Below are 24,011 nucleotides of genomic sequence, written 5' to 3'. Positions count from 1 at the left end.
CCCCTCAGGCCATGCCGCTCATCCCGCGTTGCCCGCCGGGAGTTGGAAGTTGCCCGCTTCCGGCCTGGTCAGCGGGATCACTTTGCGACTGGAGAACTTCCACATCCCGTTCTCGTGGACGTACTGGTCCTTGTAGTACGCGGTGGCCCGAGAGGTCCCGCCTGCCCGCACGTCGCCCTGGGCGAAGACGGTGCAGGTGCCGGAGGCCCTGGATTCGAGGATCTCGTTGACGACGTGGTTCGTCGTCAGGTGGCAGAGGTTCTCCATCTGCCCGTAGATGTCGACCTCGAAGTGGTGCCGGATCTGGTCTTTCCCGGTGGCCTTCCCCAGCCCGAAGTCCTCTTCATCGAAAACCGGGCTCGCGTCGCTCCACAGCTCCATCAGGAGGTCGATCTGGCGGGTGTCGAGCAGGTAGGCGTACTTGGCCGTCAACTCGATGATCTCGAGTCGGTTGACCAGCCACGAGAGCGTTTTCTCCGTCATGCTGAAACAGCCTCCGACAACTTGTTCGCGCACCTGGGCGCGTGGCGGACCTGCGAATTCTGGTCCACGTTCCACCCGTGGACCGGTACCAATTCCTAACGCGATTTGTTGGGAATCATCATCCCGGCGTCCACGGGCAGGGCGATCCCGGTGACGTGCCGCGCCTCGTCCGAGGCCAGGTACAGCACCGCGTCGCTGATCCCTCGCGAGTCGATCCAGCCGACGGGCAGCGCGCTCATCCCCTTCATCACGTTGTCCGCGTCCTCGGGCGTCGGGTCGGAGATCTCGGGCAGGAAGAGTTGCCGCATCGTGGCGTTGTTGACCATCGGCGTGTCGACGTTTCCCGGGTTCACCGAATTCACCCGGATGTTGTACGGCGCCAACTCCGCCGCCAGGGCGCGCATCAACCCGACCACGCCGTGCTTGGACGCGGTGTAGTGCGCCATGGTCGGCACGCCGATCAGCCCCGACACGGAGCTGATGAAGACTATCGATCCGCCTTCGTCCCGCTCGATCATGTGGGGGATCACCGCTTTGACGGTTTTCCACGATCCCGTCAGGTTGACGTCGATCATCTCTTGCCAGGTCTCCTCGGAGAGCTCCCAGGCGAACCCGAAGCTGGATATCCCGGCATTCGCGCACACCACGTCGATGTGCCCGAACTCGGCTACCGCCTCGTCGACCACGCTCTGCAACTGCTTGAGGTCGCGCGTGTCCGCCTGGCGTGAGATGACCCGTCGGCCCAGCTGTTCGACCATGTGCGTCGTCGCCGCGAGGTCTTGACCGCCCGCTCCGGGGTACGGCGTGGTGTCAACGTCCGCGCACAGGTCGACAGCTACGATGTCCGCCCCTTCCTGGGCGAGCCGCACCGCATGCGAACGGCCCATCCCGCGCGCGGCTCCGGTGATCAGTGCGACTTTTCCGGCCATCCGGCTCAACTCTGGACCTCCACGTCAGAAGAAGGAAAGCGCGATTCGCGGCGGACCGCACGAGATCACGAACTCGACACTCCTCGCGGTGTCGCGACCGCACCCGCACTGCACTGGCGCCATCGCGGGATCGTTCACTCGGCGGACGCGAACATGATCAGCTTGACCTCGGCTCCCTCTTCCTTGCCGAGATTGCGCGGACGCCAAGCCATGAACCCCGTCTGGCCGAGGTACCGGCCGCTGACACCCACACTCGGGTAGTAGGCCCAGTTCCCGGACAGGAGTGACCCCATGTCGATCCAGCCGGCGACCCGGATCGTTCCGGAGCCGTCCTCGAAGACGACCTCGTTGGTCAGGTAGGCCATGAACTGCTGGTCGGACTCCCGCCGGTAGAGAACCTTGAACCCACCCGAGGTGGTGGCCACCTTCTCCCCGGACGTGGTGAACAGGGCGTGCTCGTAGGTGCCGCTCTGGCCGACGTGGATGTTCTGCAGGTCCTCGATGTCGGTGGTGGCGCTGATCGTGGTCTCGACCAGATCCTCGTAGCTGTTGATCACAATTCTGCCCTTTCCCGGTCGAGCGTTTCAGATCTTGCGGTAGACGTCCTTGAGCACGATCTTGCCGTCACTCAGGACGAAGAGGTCGACACCGCGGTTGACGACCTTCCCCTCGGTCGTCTCCACGGTCCACCGGACCAGTCCCAGGTTCTCGCCGAGCATGATCGGCGGTTCGAACTTCCCGTCGACCCCTGAGGCGATCATTTTTTCCCGCATCGCGTTCAAGCTGTTGATCAGATCGCCGATCTCGTCCTTGGTGTGGACCGTCCCGAGCCCGTCCCCGTCGGGCGTGATCCACTGCCCGTCCTCGGCGAAGCACTCGACGGCGGTCTCGATGTCGCCGGCGCCCGAACTCTTGAAGAATCGGTCGATCACTTCTGCGGACATGGCTCCGCCCCATTCTCGTCGTGGCACGTGTTCACGGGTCATGCGTGCAACCTCACCGGCAGCCGCTCCAGGCCGCGGAACTGCAAGGTGTAACGCCAGTCGAGCCGGTCCAGCGGCTCGGCCGCTTCCCAGTGCGGGAACTTGTCCAAGAGCCGAGCCAGCACGATCTCACCCTCCAGCCGTGCCAGCGGCGCGCCGACGCAGTGGTGGATGCCGTGGCCGAAGGCCAGGTGCGCGGCAGCGTCGCGGCGTATGTCCAGCCGGTCCGGTGCCGCGAACCGATCCGGGTCGCGATTCGCCGAGGCCAGCGCCAGGAACACCACCTCGCCCGCCGGGACGACGGTGTCACCGATCTCCACGGGTTCGGTGGTGTAGCGCAATGTGGAGAGGTTCAGCGGACTCTCGTAGCGCAGGAACTCTTCCACCGCGTTCGGTATCAGGGTGGCGTCCCCGCGCAACAGCTCCAGCTGTTCCGGGTGCTTCAGCAGGGCGTACACCGAACTGCTGATCAAGTTCGCGGTGGTCTCGTACCCCGCGTTCATCATCAGGAAGATGGTGGAAAGCAGCTCGGACTCGTCGAATCGCTCCTCGTTGTCCGGGTCGATCATCGCGTTGATCAGGTCGTCCGCGGTGTCGTGGCTTCTCACCTTCTCGGCGATCAGGTTCCGGAAGTACTCCAGGGAAGCCATGTACGCCCGGTACTTCTCGGCCGGCTCCGAATCGACACCGGTCAGCGTGCGATTCCACCGGCGGAGATCGTGGTGGGCCGCGCGGGGTACGCCGAGCAATTCGCCGATCACCGCGATGGGGATGGCCATCGCCACCGACTCTACCAGGTCGATCTCGGCTCCGGCGGGAATCGAACCGAGCAGTTTATCGGTTATTTCCTCGATCCGCGGGCGGAGATTCTCCGTGCGGCGCACCGTGAACGCCCTGGTGAACATCCGGCGCAACCGCGAGTGCTGCGGCGGATCGCTGAACAGCATGCTCTCCGAGGTGATCGCCTGCCCCGAGACGTCCTCGGTGCTGTGCTCGGCGATGATCGGCGCGGCGCCCCCGGCCGCTTTCGAGAGCCTGGGATCGGCCAGCAGCCGACGCACATCGCCGTACTCGGTGACCAGCCACGCGCGCAGGCCGGTGCTCAACGTCTTGATGACGAGCCGCCGGGGGCCTGTCCCGGCGCGCATCTCGCGGTAGGTCAGGTACGGGTCCTGGATGAAATCCCAGCTCAACAGGTCGGCCTCGGCGAATGTCCCGGTGCCGGACGTGTCGACCCCTGTGGAGTCAGTCGTCATGGGGATGTCCTTTGTCCTCAGGTGTCGAAGCGGGGGAATCAACAGATCCGGCGGGTCGCGGTCGAACCGCTCCGGCGGCATGTCGAGCCGTGGCGCACTGGTCCCGGTTCACCGGCCGGCACCGCCCAGCTCCCGGTTGATGAAGTCGAACAGCTCGTCGTCGTCGGCGTCCGCGATGAGCCGGCTCTGCTCGGAATGCCCACTTTGATCGGTGAGCGAGGCGGCCATCTTCTGGACCCGCCGCAGCACCTCGTTCCTGACCGCCTCGTCGACGCGGTTGTCCGCCGTCACCGCCGAGAGCACCTCCTCCAGCCGGTCGAGCTCGGCCAGCGCGGACTCGGCCTGGTCGGCGTCCGCGCCGAACATCGCCGTCCGCAGGTGGTCACGCAGCGCCAGCGGAGTCGGGTGGTCGTAGGTGAGCGTCGCGGGCAGCGTCAGCCCGGTCGCCGCAACGAGCCGGTTGCGCAGCTCGACCGCGGAGAGGGAGTCGAAACCCAGTTCGAGGAACGCCTTGGTCGGCGGCAGCTCCTCGGTCGAGCTGTGACCGAGCGCCTCGGCCACCTGCGTCCGCACCAACTCCAACAGCACGGCGTCACGCTCGTCCCCGTCCAGGGCGCCCAGTCGCGCCCAGGGCCCGGACCCGCCGCTGGGCTCGGCGAGCCGATCCGCCTCGGCGGCCACCGGGAACGCCGCCCGGTACTCGGGCAGGTCGCTGATCACCGCGCACTTGACGGTGCCCGCGGTCGCCTTGATGAACCGGCTCCAGTCGACGTGGGTCATGGCGATGTAGGTCTCGTCGTGGTCCAGCGCTCGCCGCAGTCCGGCCAGCGACTGGCCGGGATCCATCGGGTGCAGGCCCCGACGGCTCGCCCGGTCGGTCGCGCCGGTGTCGTCGGCCATGCCTCCGCCTGCCAGCAGGCCCCAGCCGATCGTCGTGGCGGGCAGACCGCGCGCCCGCCGGTGGTGGGCCAGGGCGTTGAGGAAGGCGTTGCCCGCCGCGTAGTGCGACTGGCCGGGCGAGCCGATGAGGCCGGCGGCCGAGGAGAACAGCACGAAGGCCGACAGGTCCAGGTCACGGGTCAGCTCGTGGAGGTTCCACGCCCCGTCCACCTTGGGCCGCAGCACGTTGTCCAGCCGGTCGAGGGTCAGCTCGGTGATGACGCCGTCGTTGGCCACCCCCGCGCTGTGGAACACGGCCGTCAACGGCAGGTTGGCGGGAAGATCGGCGAGCAGGGCCCGCACCTCGTCCCGATCGGCGACGTCGCAGGCGACGATGGTCACCGCGGACCCCAGGGCGGTGAGATCGGCTTCGAGCTCGACGGCGCCCGGCGCTTCCCGGCCCCGGCGGGAGGTGAGCACGAGGTGGGGTGTGCCCTGCTCGGCCAGCCAGCGCGCGGTGCGGGCGCCCAGGCCGGTGAGGCCGCCGGTGACCAGCACGCTGCCCGACGGTCGCCAGTTCCGCCGTCGCGGCTCGTCCGGGTCGGCGCGGACCAGCCTGCCGCCCAGGACGGCGCCGTCCCGCAGCGCTGCCTGCTCCCCGGTGCCGCCGTCACCCAGCAGGCGGATCAGCCCGGCCAGCGAGGCGTCGTCGGGGGTGCTCGGCAGGTCGACCAGACCGCCCCAGCGGTCGGGGCGCTCCAGTGCGAGGGTCCGTCCGAGACCCCACAGCAGGGCTTGGTCGGGGTGGTCGAGGCCGTCGCCGGGGACGACGTGCACCGCGCCCTGGGTCAGGCACCACAGGGGCGCGTCGATCGCGCGGTCCTCCAACGCCTGGACCAGGCTCACCGTGGCCGCCAGACCGACCGGCACGCCGGGGTGCCCCTGGACGCGGGCCTGCTCCGCCGCCAGCAACGAGACCACCCCGGCGAACGGCGGCTCACCGAGCCGGGTCGCCAGCGCGGCCCGGTCCAGCTGCTGCTCGCCGACCTCCAGGACGCGAACCTCGGCCCCGGCGGCGGTCATCGCCGCTTCGATGGGCGCTGCCCAGGCGTCGTCGCGGTGGCCGACGGGCACCACCAGCAACCAGGTGCCGGTGAGCGCGCCCTCGGGGCGGGTCGGCACGGGCCGCCAGCTCAACCGGTACCGCCAGCTGTCCAGCGTCGTCTTCTCGCGCAGGCCGACGCGCCACCGGGCCAGTGCGGGCAGCACGGCGCCGAGGCCGTCCCGTTCCTCTGTGGACAGCTCGGCGCTGAGCGCGTCGAGGTCGCCCTGCTCCACCAACCCCCAGAACCGGCTGTCCACGGCGTCCGGGTCGGCCGTTGTGGTGGCCGGCGCTTCCGGCGTGTCCGGCCAGTAGCGCCTGTGCTGGAACGCGTAGGTCGGCAGCGGGGTCCGCCCCGCGCCCGCCGCCGGGAACAGGGCGGGCCAGTCGACCTCGACCCCGACGGCGAACAGGGTGCCCAGCGCGGCGAGCACGGATTCGGTCTCGGAACGGCCTCGCCGGAGGCCGGGCACGGCGACGACGCCCTCACCGGTCGCGCACTCGCGGACCAGGCCGGTCAGGACCGCGTCCGGTCCCAGCTCCAGGAAGCGGGTCACCCCGCCCGCCCGGAGTTCGCCGACCATGTCGGCGAACCGCACCGCGTCCCGGACGTGCCGGACCCAGTACTCGGGGGTGGCCACGTCGCCGCTGGTCATCGGTATCCGCGGTGGCCGGAATTCCAGGGCGTCGAGCGCGGCCCGGAACTGCCCGAGCACGGGGTCCATCAGCGGGGAGTGGAAGGCGTGGCTGACGGTCAGCCGCTTCGTGCGGTACCCGGCGTCGGCGAGGCGTCGTCCGACATCGCCGACGGCGGACTCGGTGCCGGAGATGACCACCGACTCCGGGGAGTTGACCGCGGCGATCGAGACGGGCCCCGCCGCGCCGGCGAGCAGTGCGGCCACGACGTCCTCACCGGCGTTCACGGACAGCATGGCCCCGCCCGGTGCGAGCCCCTGCATGAGCCGGGCCCGCGTGGTCACCAACGCGCAGGCGTCGGTCAGCGACAGCACGCCCGACACGTGGGCGGCGGTGATCTCGCCGACGGAGTGGCCGGTGACGAAGTCGGGTCGGATGCCCCAGGACTCGAACAGCCGGAAGAGGGCCACTTCGATCGCGAACAGCGCGGGTTGGGCGAACTGCGTGGTGTTCAGCCGGGCGTCGTCCTCGTCGAGGACGATGCCCCGGAGCGCGGGGTCCAGTGCCGCGCACACGTCGTCGAACGCGGCGGTGAAGACCGGGAAGTGGCGGTGGAGCTCGCGGCCCATCCCGGCTCGTTGCGAGCCCTGACCGGTGAACACGACGGCCAGGCCACCGCTGCCCGCCACGCCGGTGGCGTCCGCGCCGGGCGCGGGGGTGTCGTCGGCGAAGGCCGCGAGTCGCTCGCGCAGTTGCTCGCGGTCGGCGGCGAGCACCACCGCCCGGTGGTCGTGGACCGCGCGGTCGGTCACCAGCGATCGCGCGACCTCGGCCAGCGTCAGTTCGGGCCGGTCGGTCAGGTGGGCGCGCAGCCGCGCCGCCTGGGCGCGCAGGGCCGCCCGCCCTCGGGCCGACAGCACCACTGGCTGCACCGGCCCGGGCTCGGTGCCCTCGTCCGGGGCGGGCGTCGTCGGCGGCGCGGGGAGGTCGTCGGGCGCTTGTTCCAGGATGATGTGCGCGTTGGTTCCGCTGAGGCTGAACGCGGAAACGCCCGCCCGGCGCGGACGGCCCTGTTCGGGCCAGTCGCGGGCCCGGTCCAGCAGTGCCACCCCGCCGGAGGACCAGTCGACCTCGGGTGACGGGGTCTGGGCGTGGAGGGTCCCCGGCAGCAGGCCGTGCCGCATCGCCATGATCATCTTGATGGCTCCGGCGGCGCCCGCGGCGGCCTGCGAGTGGCCGATGTTCGACTTGACCGAACCCAGCCACAGGGGGTTGTCGGACTCGCGGTCGCGTCCGTAGGTGGCCAGCAGAGCCTGCGCCTCGATGGGATCGCCGAGCCTGGTCCCGGTGCCGTGTCCCTCCACCGCGTCGACCTCGCGGGCCGACAGCCCGGCGTTGGCCAGCGCGGCGCGGATGACCCGTTGCTGCGACGGGCCGCTGGGCGCGGTCAGGCCGTTGGAAGCGCCGTCCTGGTTGACCGCCGAGCCCGCCAGGACGGCCAGCACGCGGTGGCCGTTGCGGCGGGCGTCGGAGAGCCGTTCCAGCACGAGCAGGCCCACGCCCTCGGCCCAACCGGTGCCGTCCGCTCCGGCGCCGAAGGCCCGGCACCGACCGTCCGGGGACAGGCCCCGCTGCCGCGCCATCTCCACGAACATGGCGGGGGTGGCCATCGTGGCGACACCGCCCGCCAGCGCCAGCGAGCACTCGCCCGAGCGCAGCGCCTGGGCCGCCAGGTGCATGGCCACGAGCGAGGACGAGCAGGCCGTGTCGATGGAGACCGAAGGCCCCTCGAACCCGAACTCGTAGGACAGCCGCCCGGAGATGATGCTGGCCGCGTTGCCGGTCAGCACCCGGCCGCCGAAGTCGCGGGAGTCCTGGGCCAGCAGGGCCGGGTAGTCGCTCCCGTTCGCGCCCACGAACACCCCGACCGGGCCGCCGCGCAGGACGGTGGGGACGATGCCCGCGTTCTCGAACGACTCCCAGGCCGTCTCCAGCAGCAACCGCTGCTGCGGGTCGATGGCGATGGCCTCGCGCGGCGAGATGCCGAAGAAGTCGGAGTCGAACCCGGACAGGTGGCGGAGGAACCCGCCGCCCCTGGCGTAGGTCGTGCCCTGGCGTTCGGGATCGGGGTCGTAGAGGTGGGTCAGGTCCCAACCTCGGTCGACCGGGAAGCCGGTGATCGCGTCGCGGCCCTCGACCACCAGCCGCCACAGCTCCTCCGGCGAGTCCACCCCGCCGGGGTACCGGCAGGCCATGCCGACGATCACGATCGGGTCGTCACCGGTCGCGGTGACGCGCCCGGCCGGGGCGGCCCCGGTGGTGTCGGCCTCGTCCGGGTCGGCCTCGTCGCCCACCAGCGCGGACCGGACGAACGCGGCCAGCGCCTCGGGGGTGGGGTAGTCGAACACCAGCGTCGCGGGCAGCCGCAGCCCGGTGGCCGTGTTGAGCCGGTTGCGCAGCTCGACCGCGGTGAGCGAGTCGAACCCGACCTCGTGGAAGGCGCGGGTCATGTCGACCGAGGCGCCGCTGGGGTGGCCGAGCACGGCGGCGACCTGCTCGCGCACCAGTTCGCCGATGGCCTTGACCTGGTCGGCGGCGGAGGAACCGGCCAGTCGCGCCACCTGCGGTCCGGCGACCGACGAGCGCGCCGCGCGCCGGGCCGGACGCCGCACCAGGCCGCGCAGCAGGGCGGGCACCGTGCCCGCCGACCGCACGGCGGCCAGGTCGAGGCGAGCGGCCATCACGTTCGGCCGGGCCAGGTCGGCCGCGGCGGCCAGCAGTTCGAGGCCCTGGGCGGTCGCCATCGGCAACATCCCGCCCCGCCCCATCCGAGCCACGTCGGTCCGGCTGAGGTTCTCGGTCATCCCGCTGTCCTCGCCCCACCAGCCCCAGCTGATCGAGACGGCGGGGAGGCCGTGGCGGTGCCGCTGGACGGCCAGCGCGTCGAGGAAGGCGTTGGCGGCGGCGTAGTTGGCCTGGCCCGGTGCGCCGAAGGGCGCGGCGGAGGAGGAGAACAGCACGAACGCGGAGAGGTCCAGTTCACGGGTCAGCTCGTGCAGGTGCCACGCGCCGTCGACCTTGGGCGCCAGCACCGCGTCGACCCGGTCGCTGGTCAGGGCGTCGAACACGCCGTCGTCCAGCACTCCGGCGCAGTGCACCACCGCGGTGAGCGGGAACTCGGGCCGCACCGAACCCACCACGGCCGCGACCTGCTCGCGGTCGGCGACGTCGCAGGCCAGGACGCTGACCACGGCGCCGAGTTCGGCCAGTTCGGCGGCGAGCCGGGCGGTCCGGGGCGAGTCGGGCCCCTGCCGGGAGGTCAGCAGCAGGTGTCGCGCGCGGTGCTCGGTGACGAGGTATCGGGCCACGTGCCCGGCGAGCACACCCGAGGCGCCGGTGATCAGCACGGTCCCGGCCGACCACGGGGTGGCGTGCGCGGTGTCGGCGGTCGCCAGGCGGGCCAGCCGTGGTGCCCGGAGCGCGCCGTCGCGCACCGAGACCTCCGGCTCACCCGACTCCACGGCCGCGTGCAGCGCCGCGGTGGTGATCGTGTCGGCGTCACCCTCGACCAGGACGATGCGGTCGGGGTTCTCCGACTGCGCCGAGCGCAGCAGGCCCCGCACCGCCGCGCCGGTCAGGCTGTCGGTCGTGGCGACCGCCAGCCGCGAGGACTCCCAACCGGGATCGGCCAGCCACAGCTGCACCGCACGCAGCACGTCGTTCACCGCCGCGTGGACGTCGTCGGTGACGGCGAGCCCCTCCCCCGGCACCGACACCGCCACGAGGGGCGGAACCTCGGTTCCCCCGTCCCGCCCGGACACCAGCTCGGCGAGCTGGATCGGGCCGTCCAGCACGGTGATCCCGGAGCGGGGCGCGGTGTCGTCGACGCGGCCGCACTCGACCCAGCCGATCTCGAACAGCGAGTCGTCGCGGGAAGCGGCGGCGGCGCGGAGCCGGTCAGCGGACACCGAGCGCGAGGACAGCGCCGCCACGCTGAAGACCGGGGCGCCGGTGTCGTCGAAGGCGTCCAGGGCGACCGTGTCGGTGGCCACCGGTCGGACCCGGACGCGCAGCGCGGTCGCGCCGGAGGCGAACAGCCGCGCTCCCGCCCAGGAGAACGGCACCAGCCCCTGGGGGGTTTCGGAGGTGAGGGCCCGCAGCACGCCGCCGTGCAGACCGGCGTCCAGCAGCGCCGGGTGCACGCCGAAGCGCTCGACGTCGGTCCCGCCGCTGGGCAACTCCACCTCGGCGTAGAGCTCCGCGCCGCGCCGCCAGCAGGCCACCAGCCCCTGGAACGTCGGCCCGTAGTCGTGGCCCGCCCCGGCGAACAGCTCGTACGCGCTCGCGACGTCGACGACCTCGGCTCCCGGTGGCGGCCACTCGGTGAGCGGATCGGGGTCCGGTGCGCTCCGCGCGGCGGACACCGCTCCGGTGGCGTGCCGCGTCCAGGGGGTGTCGGCGTCGCCGTCCGGGCGGGCGGAGATCGTCATCTTCCGGTGGCCCCCCTCGTCGGGGGCTTCCACCAGGATTTGCAGCGCGACCGCGCCCGTCGCGGGGATCAGCAGCGGGGACTCGATCGTCAGCTCGTCCAGCAGGTCGCAGCCGACCTGCTCGGCGGCCCGCAGCGCCAGGTCCACGAAGGCGGTGCCGGGCAGCAGGGCCTGCTCGAACAGCACGTGCTCGCGCAGCCACGGCTGGGTCCGCGGCGCGAGCCTGCCGGTCAGCAGCACCGCTTCCCCGCCCGCCACCTCCACGCAGGCCAGCAGCAGCGGGTGGTCGAGCGGATCGAGGCCGACCGCGGCGAGATCGGTGGGCGGCTCGGGGGCGTCGAGCCAGTACCGCTGGTGCTGGAACGCGTAGGTGGGCAGTGGGGTGCGCCGAGCCCCGGTGCCGTCGAACAGGGCAGGCCAGTCGACCTCCACTCCGGCGGCGAACAGCGTGCCGAGTCCGGTGAGCGCCGTGTCGGCTTCGTCGTGGTCCCGGCGCATGCTGGGGACCGCGACGACGTCCGGCTCGTCGAGGCACTGGCGGATCGCGCCGGTCAGGGGCGCGTCGGGACCGATCTCGAGGAACCGCGTGACGCCCGCGCCGCGCAGTTCGGCCACCCTGTCGGCGAACCGCACCGTGTCCCGCACGTGCCGCACCCAGTACTCCGGGTCGGTCACCTCGTCGCCGCCCACCATCGGAACGCGGGGCGGCTGGAACGCCAGGCCACGCACCAGGGCGCGGAATTCGTCGAGCATCGGGTCCATCAGCGGCGAGTGGAACGCGTGGCTGACGACCAGCCGCTTCGCCCGGTACCCGTCCTCGGTCAGGCGCCGCACGATCCGGGTGACGGCGGGCTCGAGCCCGGAGAGCACCACCGAACCGGGGGTGTTGACCGCCGCGATCGACACCGCTTCGGCGTGCTCGGCGACCAGCGGGGCGACCACCTGCTCGCCCGCGGTCACCGAGACCATCACACCGCCGGGGGCCAGCCGCGCCATCAGCCTGCCCCGCTCGGACACCAGCAGGCACGCGTCCGGCAGCGACAGCACGCCCGCGACGTGCGCGGCCGCGATCTCGCCCACCGAATGACCGGTGAGGAAGTCCGGCCGGACACCCCAGGACTCGAACAGCCGGAACAGCGCCACCTCGACCGCGAACAGCGCGGGCTGGGCGATCTCCGTGGCGTCGAGCCGGTCGCGCCCGTCGCCGAGGACGGCCTCCCGGACCTCGGGGTCCAACTGCTCGCACACCTGGTCGAACGCGGCCGCGAAGACCGCGAACCGCCGGTGCAGCCGCGAGCCCATGCCGGGGTGCTGCGCGCCCTGACCGGTGAACACCATCGCCAGCGAGCCCCGCCGGGCCACCCCGGCTCCCTCTCCCCCGCGCGCGAACGCCGCCAACCGCTCCAGGGCCTGCTCGCGGTCGCGGGCGAGCAGGACCACCCGGTGGTCGTGGTGCGCCCGGTCGGCCACCAGGGAGTGGGCCACATCCGCCAACGCCACGTCGGGCCGGTCGCGCAGGTGGGACTCCAGTCGATCGGCCTGCCCCCGCAGTGCCGCCTGCCCTCGGGCCGACAGCACGAGCGGCCACGCGGGCGGGGTCGCCGCGGGGGCAGGGGCGTTGTCGGGGGTCGGGGCGGTGGGCTCGGCCGGGGGCTGTTCCAGGATGAGGTGCGCGTTGGTCCCGCTGACGCCGAAGGAGGACACCCCGGCCCGGCGGGGCCTGCCCCGATCCGGCCACTCCCGAGCCCGGTCGAGCAGCGCGACCGCGCCCGAGGACCAGTCCACCCGTGGCGACGGGGTTTCCGCGTGCAGGGTCTTGGGCATGACCCCGTGCCGCATCGCCATGATCATCTTGATCGTGCCCGCGATGCCCGCCGCCGCCTGGGTGTGGCCGATGTTGGACTTGATCGACCCCAGCCACAGCGGCGCGTCCTCGGCGCGCTCGCTGCCGTAGGTGGCCAGCAGCGCCTGGGCTTCGATCGGATCGCCCAGCCGGGTTCCCGTGCCGTGCCCCTCGACCACGTCCACGTCGGAGGCGGACAACCCGGCGTTGGCCAGGGCCTGGCGGATCACGCGCTGCTGGGACGGACCGTTGGGGGCGGTCAGCCCGTTCGACGCGCCGTCCTGGTTCAGCGCCGAGCCCGCCACCAGCGCCAGCACCTGGTGCCCGTTGCGCCGCGCGTCGGACAGCCGCTCCAGCACCACCAGGCCCACGCCTTCGGACCAGCCGGTGCCGTCCGCGTCCGCGCCGTAGGCCCGGCACCGGCCGTCCGGGGCGTTCGCGCGCAGCCTGCTGTACTCGACGTACAGCTCGGGCGAGGCCATCACCGTCACACCGCCCGCCAGCGCCAGGGAGCACTCGCCCGACCGCAGCGCCTGCGCCGCGAGGTGCATGCTGACCAGCGACGACGAGCACGCCGTGTCCACCGTCACGGCGGGGCCCTCGAAGCCGAACTCGTAGGCCACCCGACCCGACGCGATGCTGCCCGCGCTGCCGTTGCCCAGGTAGCCCTCGAACTCCTCGGGCTTGGTGCGCAGCCGCGAGTTGTAGTCGTGGTACATCAGCCCGACGAACACGCCGGTCGGGCCGCCCCGCAGCGAGGTCGGGTCGATGCCCGCGTTCTCCAGGGACTCCCAGGCCGTTTCCAGCAGCAGCCGCTGCTGCGGGTCGATCGTGATCGCCTCGCGCGGCGAGATGCCGAAGAACTCGGGGTCGAACTGGTGGGCGTCATAGAGGAAGCCGCCCTCACGGGTGTAGGTGGTCCCGAAGTGGTCGGGGTCCGGGTGGTAGAGCTCGTCCAGGTTCCAGCCCCGGTCGGCGGGGAAGGGGCCGATCACATCCCGCCCCTGCGCGACGAGGTCCCACAGCTCGTCGGGCGAGCTCACCCCGCCGGGGAAGCGGCAGGCCATGCCCACGATCGCGATCGGGTCGTCCCCGGTCCCGGCCGCCGTCGCGGTGGTCGTCGGCCGGGCCGGGGCGGCCGCCTCGCCGCCGACCTCGCCCCGCACGAACTCGATCAGGGCGGCCGGGGAGGGGTGGTCGAAGATCAGCGTGGCGGGCAGCCGCAGCCCGGTCACCGCGGTGAGCCGGTTGCGCAGCTCCACCGCGGTCAGCGAGTCGAACCCCAGCGCGGTGAAGGGCTGCCGGTCGTCGATGGCGTTGGCCGAGGAGTGCCCGAGCACGGCCGCCGCGTGGGTGCGCACCAGCTCGGCGACGGCCCGGTCGCGCTCGGCCGGTTCCAGCGCCGCCAGGCCCTCGCGAGATCCGGTCCCACCGGCCAGGTGGGGTTCGACGGCCCGCCGCGCCGGACGGCGCACCAGCCCGCGCAGCAGTCCCGGCACCGTGGCCGCGGTGGACATGCCCGCGAGGTCGAACGGGGCGGCGATGACGCGGCCCTGCCTGCGGGCAGCCGCGTCGAACAGGGCGAGGCCGAAGTCGTTGTCCACCGGGCGGATGCCGGTGCGGGCCATCCTGGCCCGGTCCTGGGTTCCGAGGTGGCTGCCCATCCCGCTGGCCTGGGCCCACCACCCCCAGGCGATCGACACCGCGGGCAGGCCCAGCCTGCGCCGGTGGTCGGCCAGCTCGTCCAGGAACGCGTTGGCCGCCGAGTAGTTCGCCTGGCCCGCGGTGCCGAACGCCGACGCGGCCGAGGAGAACAGCACGAACGCCGACAGCTCGGCGTCACGGGTGACCTCGTGCAGGTGCCAGGCGGCGTCCACCTTGGGCCGCAGCACCGCGTCCACCCGGTCGGGGGTCAGCGACCCCAGGGTCGCGTCGTCGAGCACCCCCGCGCAGTGCACCACGGCGCTGAGCGGGAACTCCGGCGGCAGCGAGCCGACGAGGTCCGCCACCTCCTGGCGCACGGCCAGGTCACACGCGACCACCCGGACCGAGGCGCCCGCCCCGGTCAGCCGCTCGACCAGCTCACCGGCACCGGGAGCGGCGGAACCCCGCCGCGACACCAGCAGCAGCCGCCGCACCCCGCACTCGGTGACGAGGTGCTCGGCCACCAGGCCGGCCAGCACTCCGGAGGCCCCCGTCAGCAGCACGGTTCCCGTGCCCCACACCGAGGGCTGCTCGCCCCGCGCGGGCTCGTCGGGACCGGGGGGCACCTCGGCGGCGGCTCTGGTCAGCCGGGGCGACCACAGCCGTCCGTCCCGGACCGACACCTCCGGCTCACCCGACGCGATCGCGGCCCGGACGAGCGCCTCCGCCGACCGCGCCCCGACCGGCTCCGAATCGGCGAACGCCTGCTCGACGAGCACCACCCGCTCCGGGTTCTCCGACTGCGCGGAGCGCACCAGGCCGCCTACCGCCGCGCCCACGAGCCCGCCGCCGGTCACCACGACCAGCCGCGACCGCTCCCACCGGGCATCGGTGAGCCAGTCCTGCAGCACCCGCAACGTGCCGTTCACGGCGGTGTGCGTCGATTCGACCACCGACTCGGGTGTCGGGAGGTCGGGAACGCGCAGCACCACCAGGTCGGGCAGCGGCGCGCCACCGTCCACCGCCGAGCCCAGGGCGGCCAGGTCGGGGTGGACCCGCGCGTCGACCGCGCGCTCCTCCTCCGACGGCGCGGTCCGCGCCCGGTCGAACGGCGTCACCCAGCCGATCGATCCTCCGGTGCTCGCCTGCGAACCGGCATCGGCCGATCCGCACCGCACCCAGCCGAGCTCGAACAGCGCGTCGCCGTGCGCGGTGTCGACCTCGCGCAGCTGCTCGGCGGACACCTCGCGGGCCACCAGGGAGTCCACCCTCAGCACCGGTCGGCCGGTGGTGTCGAACCCGTCCACCGACCACGAGGACGGCCCCGTCGGGGAGAACACGAGCCGCAGCGCCGCGGCCCCCGAGGCGAGCAGCCGCACCCCGGACCACAGGAAGGGCGCCCGCACGCCGGGGGCCTGGTCGGTCCGCGACGAGTCGAGCTGGTCCACGGCGAGGCTGTGCTGGCCGGTGTCCATCAGGGCCGGGTGCAGGCCGAAGCGCGCCGCGTCGGCCGCGAGCCCCTCGGGCAGCTCCGCCTCGGCGAAGACCTGATCACCCCTCCGCCACGCCCGGCGCAGGCCGGTGAAGGCGGGGCCGTAGTGGTAACCGAGCGCGCCGAGCCGCTCGTACGCCCCGGCGACGTCCAGTTCGGTCGCCCCGGTCGGCGGCCAGGTCGAGTCCGTCGGCCACGGCGCGGGCTCCGGGTCGTCGCCGGGCACCGCGCTCGCCAGCGCGTGCCGCGTCCACGAAGCGCCCGCGGCCTCGCCGGGTTCCGCCTGCCGGGAGTAGATCTCCAGGGTGCGGCGGCCGTCGCCGTCGGGAGCGCCGACGAGCACTTGGACCGTCACGTCGTGCCCGCTCGGCAGGACCAGCGGCGCCTCGAGGGTCAGCTCCTCCAGCAGGCCCAGGCCCGCCTCGTCGGCCGCGCGGATCGCCAACTCCAGGAACGCCGTCCCCGGCAGCAGCGGCCGGTCGAACAGCGCGTGGTCGACCAGCCACGGGTGGACGCGCGACGAGAGCCTGCTGGTGAACAGCAAGCCCGCGTCCCCCGCCAGCGCCACCTTGGCGCCGAGCAGCGGGTGGTCGACCCCTTCGAGGCCGCTGGCGGCCAGGTCGCCCGGCGCGGACGCCGACGCCGTCGGCCAGTAGCGCTGCCGTTGGAAGGCGTAGGTCGGCAGGTCGACCCGCCGCGCCCCGGTGCCCGCGAAGACCGCGGACCAGTCCACGGTGAGCCCGGCCCGCCACGCGGCGGCCACCGACCGCAGGAACACGTCCGGGTCGCTCTCGCCGCGGCGGAGGGTCGCCAGCGCGGTCACCTCGACGTCGCGCTCCTCGGCGGTCTCCTGGATCGCGGGGGCCAGCAGCGGGTGCGGGGCCACCTCCAGCAGCACGCGGTACTGGTCGGCCAGCAGCACGGCGACGGTGTCGTGGAAGCGCACCGGCCGCACGAGGTTGGTCAACCAGTACCGGCCGTCGAGCTCGGGGCCCTCCACCCGGCGGGCCAGCGTCGTGGAGTAGTACGGCACCGAGGCGGTCGCCGGGCGGATGTCGGTCAGCAGCGCGAGGAGCTCGTCCTCGACCACCGCCATGTGCGGGGAGTGCGTCGGGTAGTCCATCGGGATGGGACGCGCGCGGACACCGGCGGCCTCGTACTCGGCCCGCAGCGCGGCCACTCGGTCGGCCGGACCGGTCAGCACGACCGATCGCGGCCCGTTGATCGCGCTGACGTGCACGTCGGCCAGCCGTCCGACCCGTTCGCGCACCCGCTCGACCGGCAGCCCGACCCAGAGCGTGGCGTACCCGCTCAGCCTGTCGGACACGCGCGCCCGCGCGGTCAGGACCCTGGCCGCGTCGGCGAGGGTGAGGATGCCCGCGACGTGCGCGGCCGCGACCTCCCCCACCGAGTGCGCGATCACCGCGGCGGGCACCACCCCGTGGGAGAGCCACAGCCGGGCGAGCGAGACCATGACCGCGAACAGCGCGGGCTGGACCTGCTCGGCGTGGTCCAGGTCGTCCGCGGCCGCCAGCAGATCGCGCAGGGTGCGGCCGTGCCAGTCCACGTACGGCGCGAGCGCCGCCTCGCACTCCGCCATGGACGCGGCGAAGACCGGCGAGGAGTCCCACAGCCGCAGGGCCATCCCGGCGTACTGCCCGCCCTGGCCTGGGAAGACGAACACCGGATCGGTGCTGCCGGAGCCGACGGGTCCGGCGACCGGGGTGGTGCCCGACGCCAGGTCGTCCAGCCCGGACAGCAGTTCGGCGAGGTCGCCGCCGAGCACCACGGCCCGGTGGTCCAATGAGGACCGGGTGCCCGCCAGCGAGAACGCCACGTCGGCCAGCTCCGCCGGACCGGTGGCCCCCAGCGCCAGCAGGTGCTCGCGCAACCGCTGCGCCTGACCGCGCAGCGCGGCTTCACCGCGACCGCTGAGCGGCAGCGGCAGCACCTTCGGCGCGTGGGACCGGTCCGCCGGTTCGTCCTCGGGTTCCGGGGCCGGAGCCTGCTCCACGATGACGTGCGCGTTGGTCCCGCTCGCCCCGAACGACGACACCGCAGCCCGCCGGGGACGCCCGGTCGTCGGCCACGGCCGGGCGTCGACGAGCAGCCGGACGTTCGCGCTCTCCCAGTCGACGTGCTCCGAGGGCCGGTCCGCGTGCAGGGTCCTGGGCAGCAGGCCGTGCCGCATCGCCATGATCATCTTGATGACGCTGCCGACCCCGGCCGCCGCCTGGGTGTGGCCGATGTTGGACTTGAGCGAGCCCAACCAGAGGGGGTCGCCCTCCCGCCGGTCCCGGCCGTACACCGCCTGCAGCGCCTCGACCTCGATCGGGTCGCCGAGCACCGTGCCGGTGCCGTGCCCGTCCACGGCGTCCACCTCGTCGGGCCGCACGCCCGCGTTGGCCAGCGCCTGTCGCACGACCCGCTGCTGGGAGGGGCCGTTGGGCGCGGTGAGGCCGTTGGAAGCGCCGTCCTGGTTGATCGCCGAGCCGCGGAGCACGGCGAGCACGGGGTGGCCGTTCCGGCGGGCGTCGGAGAGCCGCTCCAGCACCAGCAGGCCCGCGCCCTCGGCGAAACCGGTCCCGTCGGCGTCCGCTCCGAACGCCTTGCAGCGGCCGTCGGCGGACAGCCCCTGCTTGTCGAACTCCTGCAGGTCGACCGGGGTGGCCATGACGGTGGCCCCGCCCGCCAGCGCCAGCGCGCACTCCCCGGACCGCAGCGCCTGCGCGGCCAGGTGCATCGCCACCAGCGATGACGAGCAAGCCGTGTCGACGGTCAGCGCGGGCCCTTCCAGGCCGAACTGGTAGGAGACCCGCCCGGCGAGCACCGCGGCGGAGGTCCCGGTGAGCAGGTAGCCGTCGGCCAGCTCGGCGCTGCCCAGCAGCAGGTCCGCGTAGTCCTGGTCGCTGGTGCCGACGAACACGCCGGTCCGGCTGCCCCGCAACGACTTCGGGTCGATCCCGGTCCGTTCCAGCGCTTCCCAGGTCAGTTCCAGCAGCAGCCGCTGCTGCGGGTCCATCGAGGCCGCCTCGCGCGGCGAGATGCCGAAGAACCCCGCGTCGAACCACGCCACGTCGTCGAGGAACCCACCGCCGCGCACGTGGGTGGCGCCCTGCCGCGCCGCGTCCGGGTGCAGCAGGGCGTCCAGGTCCCAGCCCCGGTCGGTCGGCAGTCCCGACACCGCGTCGCGCCCGCCGTCCACCAGCTCCCAGAGCTGCTCGGGCGAGCCGACGCCACCGGGGTAGCGGCAGGCCATGCCGACCACGACGATCGGGTCGGCGGACGCGGCGGGGGTGGCGGTCGCGCCGGGCTCCTCGTCGGCCGCGCCGGTCACCAGCGCGACCAGGTACGCCGCCAGGGCGGCGGGCGTGGGGTAGTCGAAGGCCAGGGTGCCGGGCAGCCGGAGGTCGAGCGCCGCGTTCAGCCGGTCCCGCAGCTCCACCGCCGCGAGCGAGCTGAAGCCCAGGTCCTGGAAGGTGCGCTCGACGTCGACAGCGGCAGGCGAGTCGTGGCCCAGCACCAGGGCGATCGAGGTCCGCACCAGATCGCTCATGACCCGGCGCTGGTCCACGACGGCCAGCACGTCCGCGACCCGAGCGCCGGTGGTCGGCTCGGGCGCGGCGGCTGAGGGCGGGGCCGAGGGAGCCGGGGCGGCGGAGCCGTCGCGCGGCAGCCAGTGCCGGTGCCGCTGGAAGGCGTAGGTCGGCAGGTCCACCCGCCCGCCGCCGTCGGGGAACAGCGCCACCCAGTCCACCTCGCCGCCGCCCGCGAAGAGGCGACCGGCCGCGGTGAGCAGGGCGACGGCCTCGGACCGGTCACGGCGGCAGGCGGCCACGGCCGTCACCCGCCGGTCGTCGGGCAGGCATTCCCAGACCATGGCCGAGAGCGCCGCGTCCGGTCCCAGCTCCAGGAACCGGGTGACCCCCCGCTCGTGCAGGGTGGCCACGCCGTCGGCGAAGCGCACCTGCTCGCGCGCCTGGCGGACCCAGTACTCGGGCTCGCCGAGCGTGGCCGCGTCGACCAGGGCACCGGTCAGCGTGGACACCACCGGGATGTCGGGCGCGCCGAAGGCGAGTCCGGCGACGACGGCCCGGAAGTCGTCGAGCATCGGGTCCATCAGCTCCGAGTGGAACGCGTGGCTGGTCGTGAGCCGACGGGTCCGGTAGCCGGCGGCGGCGAGCCGGGCCACGACCTGCGCCACCGGTTCCTCCGCCCCGGACAGCACGACCGAGCCGGGGCTGTTCACCGCCCCCACGGACACCCCTGGCGCGGCCGCGACCAGCGGGGCCACCACGTCGAGGGCGGCGTTCACCGCGACCATGGCGCCGCCCTCCGGCAGCGCCTGCATCAACCGGCCGCGCGCCACGACCATGCGACCGGCGTCGGCGAGGGACAGCACGCCCGCCACGTGCGCGGCGCTGATCTCGCCGATCGAGTGGCCCGCGACGAACTCGGGCCGGATGCCCATCCACCGGACGAGCCGGAACAGGGCGACCTCGAAGGCGAACAGCGCGGGCTGGGCGTGTTCGGTGCGGTCCAGCGCTGGGCCGCCCTCCCACATCAGCTCGCGCAGCGACCGGCCCAGCAGCGCGTCGAGCACCCCGCAGACCTCGTCCAGCGCCGAGTCGAACACCGGGTACCGCGCCGCCAGCTCGCGCCCCATTCCGCCGCGCTGGGCACCCTGACCGGTGAAGACGACCGCCAGGCGGCCCTCCGCCGCCCGGCCGACGTGCACCGCGGCGCTTTCCGCGCCCTCGGCCAGCGCGGACAGACCGGCCAGCAGGGCCGCCCTGTCCTCGGCGACCACCACCGCGCGGTCGGCCAGCGCGGCGCGGGTGGTGACCAGGCTCCGCCCGATGTCGGCGGGCTCCAGCTCCGGGTGGCGCTCGACGAAGGAGCGCAGCTGCTCGGCCTGGCCGCGCAGCCCGGCGGCGCCCCGACCCGTCACCACGAACGGCCAGGGACCGGTGTCGGCCCGCCGCACCGGCACGGAGGTGGCCGCGACCGGGTCGTCGGGGGCCTGCTCCAGGACGACGTGGGCGTTGGTGCCGCTGATCCCGAACGACGACACCGCGGCGCGCCGGGGGCGGCCCCGGTCGGGCCACCGCCGAGGGTCGGTGAGGAGCCGGACCGTGCCCGCCGACCAGTCCACGTGGGACGTCGGCCGCTGGGCGTGCAGCGTCCTGGGCAACTCCCCGTTGCGCATGGCCATGACCATCTTGATCACGCCACCGACGCCCGCCGCGGCCTGCGGGTGCCCGATGTTGGACTTCAGCGATCCGACCCACAGCGGCGTGTCCGCCGTCCGCTCCCGGCCGTAGGTGGCCAGCAGGGCCCTGGCCTCGATCGGGTCGCCCAGCCTGGTGCCGGTGCCGTGCGCCTCGACCGCGTCGATGTCGGTCGAGGACACCCCGGCGTTGGCCAGCGCGGCCCGGATCACCTGGCGCTGGGCCGCGCCGCTCGGCGCGGTGAGGCCGTTGGAGGCGCCGTCCTGGTTGAGGGCGGACCCGGTCACCAGGGCCAGCACCTGGTGGCCGTTGCGCTGGGCGTCGGACAGCCGCTCGACCACGAGCACGCCGACGCCCTCACCCCAGCCCATGCCGTCGGCCTCGTCGCTGAAGGCCTTGCACCGGCCGTCCGGGGCGATTCCGCGCTGCCGGGCGAACTCGATCAGCGACGCCGGACCCGACATGATCGTCGCCCCGCCGACCAGGGCGAGCGAGCACTCCCGCGAGCGCAGCGCCTGGGTGGCCAGGTGCAGCGCGACCAGCGAGGAGGAGCACGCCGTGTCCACCGTGACCGCAGGCCCTTGCAGGCCGAACGCGTAGGACAGCCGTCCGGAGACGACGCTGGCGATGTTGCCGGTGAGCGTGTAGCCCTCGTAGGTCGACGGCACGGTGCGCAGCGAGATGTAGTCCTGGTAGCTGACGCCGACGTACACGCCGGTCTGGCTCCCCCGCACCGCGTCGGCGCTGATCCCCGCCCGTTCCAGGGCCTCCCACGAGGTCTCCAGGAGCAGCCGCTGGTGCGGGTCCATCACGGTGGCTTCGCGCGGGGGGATGGCGAAGAAGTCGTGGTCGAACAGGTACGGCGACCGCAGGAAACCGCCGCCCCGCGAGTAGGTCCGGCCCACCTTCTCCGGGTCGGGGTCGTAGAGCTCGTCCAGGTTCCAGCCGCGGTCGGTCGGGTAGCCGGACACCGCATCGGTGCCGTCGGCCACGAGCCGCCACAGGGCTTCGGGACTGTTGGCGTCACCGGGGTAGCGGCAGGCCATGCCGACGATGGCGATCGGCTCCCGGTTCCGCGCCTCGACCTCGCCGAGCCGCTGCCGGATCCGCTCGTTCTCCTTGAGCGCGTTGCGCAGCGCGTCAACGAGCTCGTTCATGGAGGCGGTGGTCATGAGGTCGGTCCCTCCGACTGGTCGCTCGCATCGGTTCTGCCGTATGCGGCGCGAATGAGATCAGCCATGTCCATCGAGTCGATCGCGCTGGTGGGCGCGGCGCTGTCGACCTGCTCGACCACGGGGGCGGTGTCGGCCAGCTCGAGCAGCGCGCCCACCAGCCCGGCCCGCCGCAACGAGGCGAGCGGAATGCGGTCGATGATCCGCTTCAACCCGGCGTCGTCGACGCCCTCGCCGGTCCCGCTCTCGTAGGTCCCGCTCTCGTAGGTCCCGGTGTCCTCGCCGAACAGCTCGGAGTGCACCAGCTCGGCGACCGAGGCGGGCGTCGGGTAGTCGAAGACCAGCGTGGCGGGCAGCTGCAGGCCGGTCGCCGCGCCGAGCCGGTTGCGAAGCCGCAACGCGGTGAGCGAGTCGAACCCGATCTCCTGGAAGCTGCGCCCCGACTCGACCGAGCCGATGTCGGTGTACCCGAGCACGGCCGCCACCGTGGTCCGGACGAGTTCGGTCAGCGAGTACGCCCGCTCGGTGGCGGGCAGGCCGGCGAGCCGCTCGCGCACGTCGGTGTCGGCCGCTGCTCGCGCCGACCGTCCGGGCGCGGTCTCCTCGGCCGGGAGCAGTTCCGCGAGCAGCGGTGCCGATCGGGTGCCGACGAGCTCGGTGGCGAACGAGGACCAGTCGACGTCCACCACGACCACGGCCGTCTCGTCGCGGTCGATCACCTGGTCCATGACCTGGATGGCGCGGCGGGGGTCCATCGCCCGCAGGCCGCGGGCCGCCAGCTGTCGCTCCACCCCGTCGCGGTCGGCGATCCCGGGGCCTTGCCAGAGTCCCCAGGCGATGGAGGTCCCGCTCAGCCCGAGAGCCCTGCGGTGCGCGGCCAGCGCGTCCAACGAGCTGTTCGCGGCGGCGTAGTTGGCCTGGCCCGCCGGGCCGACCGTGCCGACGAACGACGAGAACAGGACGAAGTCGACGAGGTCGTGGTCCTTGGTCAGCTCGTGCAGGTGCCAGGCGGCGGCCACCTTCGGGCGGAACACCCGCTCGAAGCGCTCCGGGGTGAGCCGGTCGATGACGCCGTCGTCGAGGACACCCGCGGTGTGCACGACCGTGGTCAGCGGGTGCTCCGCGGGCCAGGAGTCCAGCAGCTCGGCGAGCTGCGCCCGGTCGGCCACGTCGCAGGCGACCACCGACACCGAGGCACCCCGCTCGGCCAGCTCGGCGGCCAGTTCGGCGGCGCCGGGCGCGGCCGGGCCACGACGGCTGGCCAGCACCAGGTGCCGCGCCCCACGAGCCACGAGCCAGCGCGCCACCTCCGCCCCGAGCGCGCCGGTGCCGCCGGTGACCAGGGCGCTGCGCTCCAGCGGCTGGGACGTCCGGTGCGCGGGTGCGGCGACACGGGTCAGTCGGCGGCAGAACACCGCGCCGCCCCGCACCGCCAGCTCGCTCTCATCGTCGCCGAGCGCCCCTGCCAGCGCCGCGAGGTCCGCGTGGCCGACCTCGCGTGGCAGGTCGACGACACCACTCCACGGCACTGGTTGCTCCAGCCCCGCCTGTCGGGCGAACCCCCACAGCGCGGCCTGCCGCGGCTGGGTGACGGAGTCTCCGGGTCGGACAGCCACCGCGTCCTGGGTCACGCACCAGATCGGGGTCGACAGGCCCAGCGTGCTCACCGCCCGCACCAGCGCGAGCGTGCCGCGCAGACCGGCGGGCACGGATGCGGCGTCGGTGTCCCCCGCTGCGTCCAAGCCCAGCAGCGACACCACGTTCGCGGCACGTTGGCCGTCCAACGCCACGGTCAGCTGGTGGCGGAGCGCCTCGACATCCGCCTGCCGTGGGACCGTGACCCGGCCGACCAGGGCCCCTCGGGCCGTCAG

General features: G+C 73.4%; 7 protein-coding genes. All 7 read right to left on the bottom strand.

What is annotated here, in order from left to right:
* Positions 1–18: 18 nt before the first annotated feature.
* Positions 19–483: a nuclear transport factor 2 family protein gene (locus tag IEZ00_RS31830; protein WP_209620323.1), complete on the bottom strand. Its 465-nt coding sequence runs from the start codon at positions 481–483 to the stop codon at positions 19–21.
* A 95-nt stretch (positions 484–578) separates the two neighbouring features.
* Positions 579–1,412, bottom strand: a complete 834-nt coding sequence (locus IEZ00_RS31825) for a mycofactocin-coupled SDR family oxidoreductase (RefSeq protein WP_189227080.1) — start codon at positions 1,410–1,412, stop codon at positions 579–581.
* 134 nt (positions 1,413–1,546) lie between these two features.
* Positions 1,547–1,969: an allene oxide cyclase barrel-like domain-containing protein gene (locus IEZ00_RS31820; protein ID WP_189227079.1), complete on the bottom strand. Its 423-nt coding sequence runs from the start codon at positions 1,967–1,969 to the stop codon at positions 1,547–1,549.
* A 27-nt stretch (positions 1,970–1,996) separates the two neighbouring features.
* Positions 1,997–2,398 carry a nuclear transport factor 2 family protein gene (locus tag IEZ00_RS31815; protein ID WP_229796297.1) on the bottom strand — a complete coding sequence of 134 codons (402 nt, stop codon included), beginning with the start codon at positions 2,396–2,398 and terminating at the stop codon, positions 1,997–1,999.
* Positions 2,395–3,651: a cytochrome P450 family protein gene (locus tag IEZ00_RS31810; RefSeq protein ID WP_189227078.1), complete on the bottom strand. Its 1,257-nt coding sequence runs from the start codon at positions 3,649–3,651 to the stop codon at positions 2,395–2,397. Before IEZ00_RS31810 ends, IEZ00_RS31815 begins: the two co-directional genes overlap by 4 nt.
* A gap of 108 nt (positions 3,652–3,759) precedes the next feature.
* The gene (locus IEZ00_RS31805; protein ID WP_229796296.1) at positions 3,760–22,125 is read right to left on the bottom strand and encodes a type I polyketide synthase; all 18,366 of its coding nucleotides are present in this window, start codon (positions 22,123–22,125) and stop codon (positions 3,760–3,762) included.
* Positions 22,126–22,136: 11 nt separating this feature from the next.
* The coding region (locus IEZ00_RS37420) for a beta-ketoacyl reductase (RefSeq protein ID WP_229796295.1) at positions 22,137–24,011 on the bottom strand (1,875 nt) is incomplete at its 5' end.

The sequence above is a fragment of the Saccharothrix coeruleofusca genome (genome assembly GCF_014648515.1).
In the GTDB taxonomy this organism is placed as follows: domain Bacteria; phylum Actinomycetota; class Actinomycetes; order Mycobacteriales; family Pseudonocardiaceae; genus Actinosynnema; species Actinosynnema coeruleofuscum.
Note: the sequence above shows the minus strand (reverse complement) of the source record. Positions and strands in the feature narration are given on the sequence as shown.

What these genes read in the sequence shown, in the direction of transcription:
- IEZ00_RS31830 (WP_209620323.1), bottom strand. Translation starts at nt 483, where the DNA reads ATGACGGAGAAAACGCTCTCGTGGCTGGTCAACCGACTCGAGATCATC.
- IEZ00_RS31825 (WP_189227080.1), bottom strand. Translation starts at nt 1,412, where the DNA reads ATGGCCGGAAAAGTCGCACTGATCACCGGAGCCGCGCGCGGGATGGGC.
- IEZ00_RS31815 (WP_229796297.1), bottom strand. Translation starts at nt 2,398, where the DNA reads ATGACCCGTGAACACGTGCCACGACGAGAATGGGGCGGAGCCATGTCC.
- IEZ00_RS31810 (WP_189227078.1), bottom strand. Translation starts at nt 3,651, where the DNA reads ATGACGACTGACTCCACAGGGGTCGACACGTCCGGCACCGGGACATTC.
- IEZ00_RS31805 (WP_229796296.1), bottom strand. Translation starts at nt 22,125, where the DNA reads ATGAACGAGCTCGTTGACGCGCTGCGCAACGCGCTCAAGGAGAACGAG.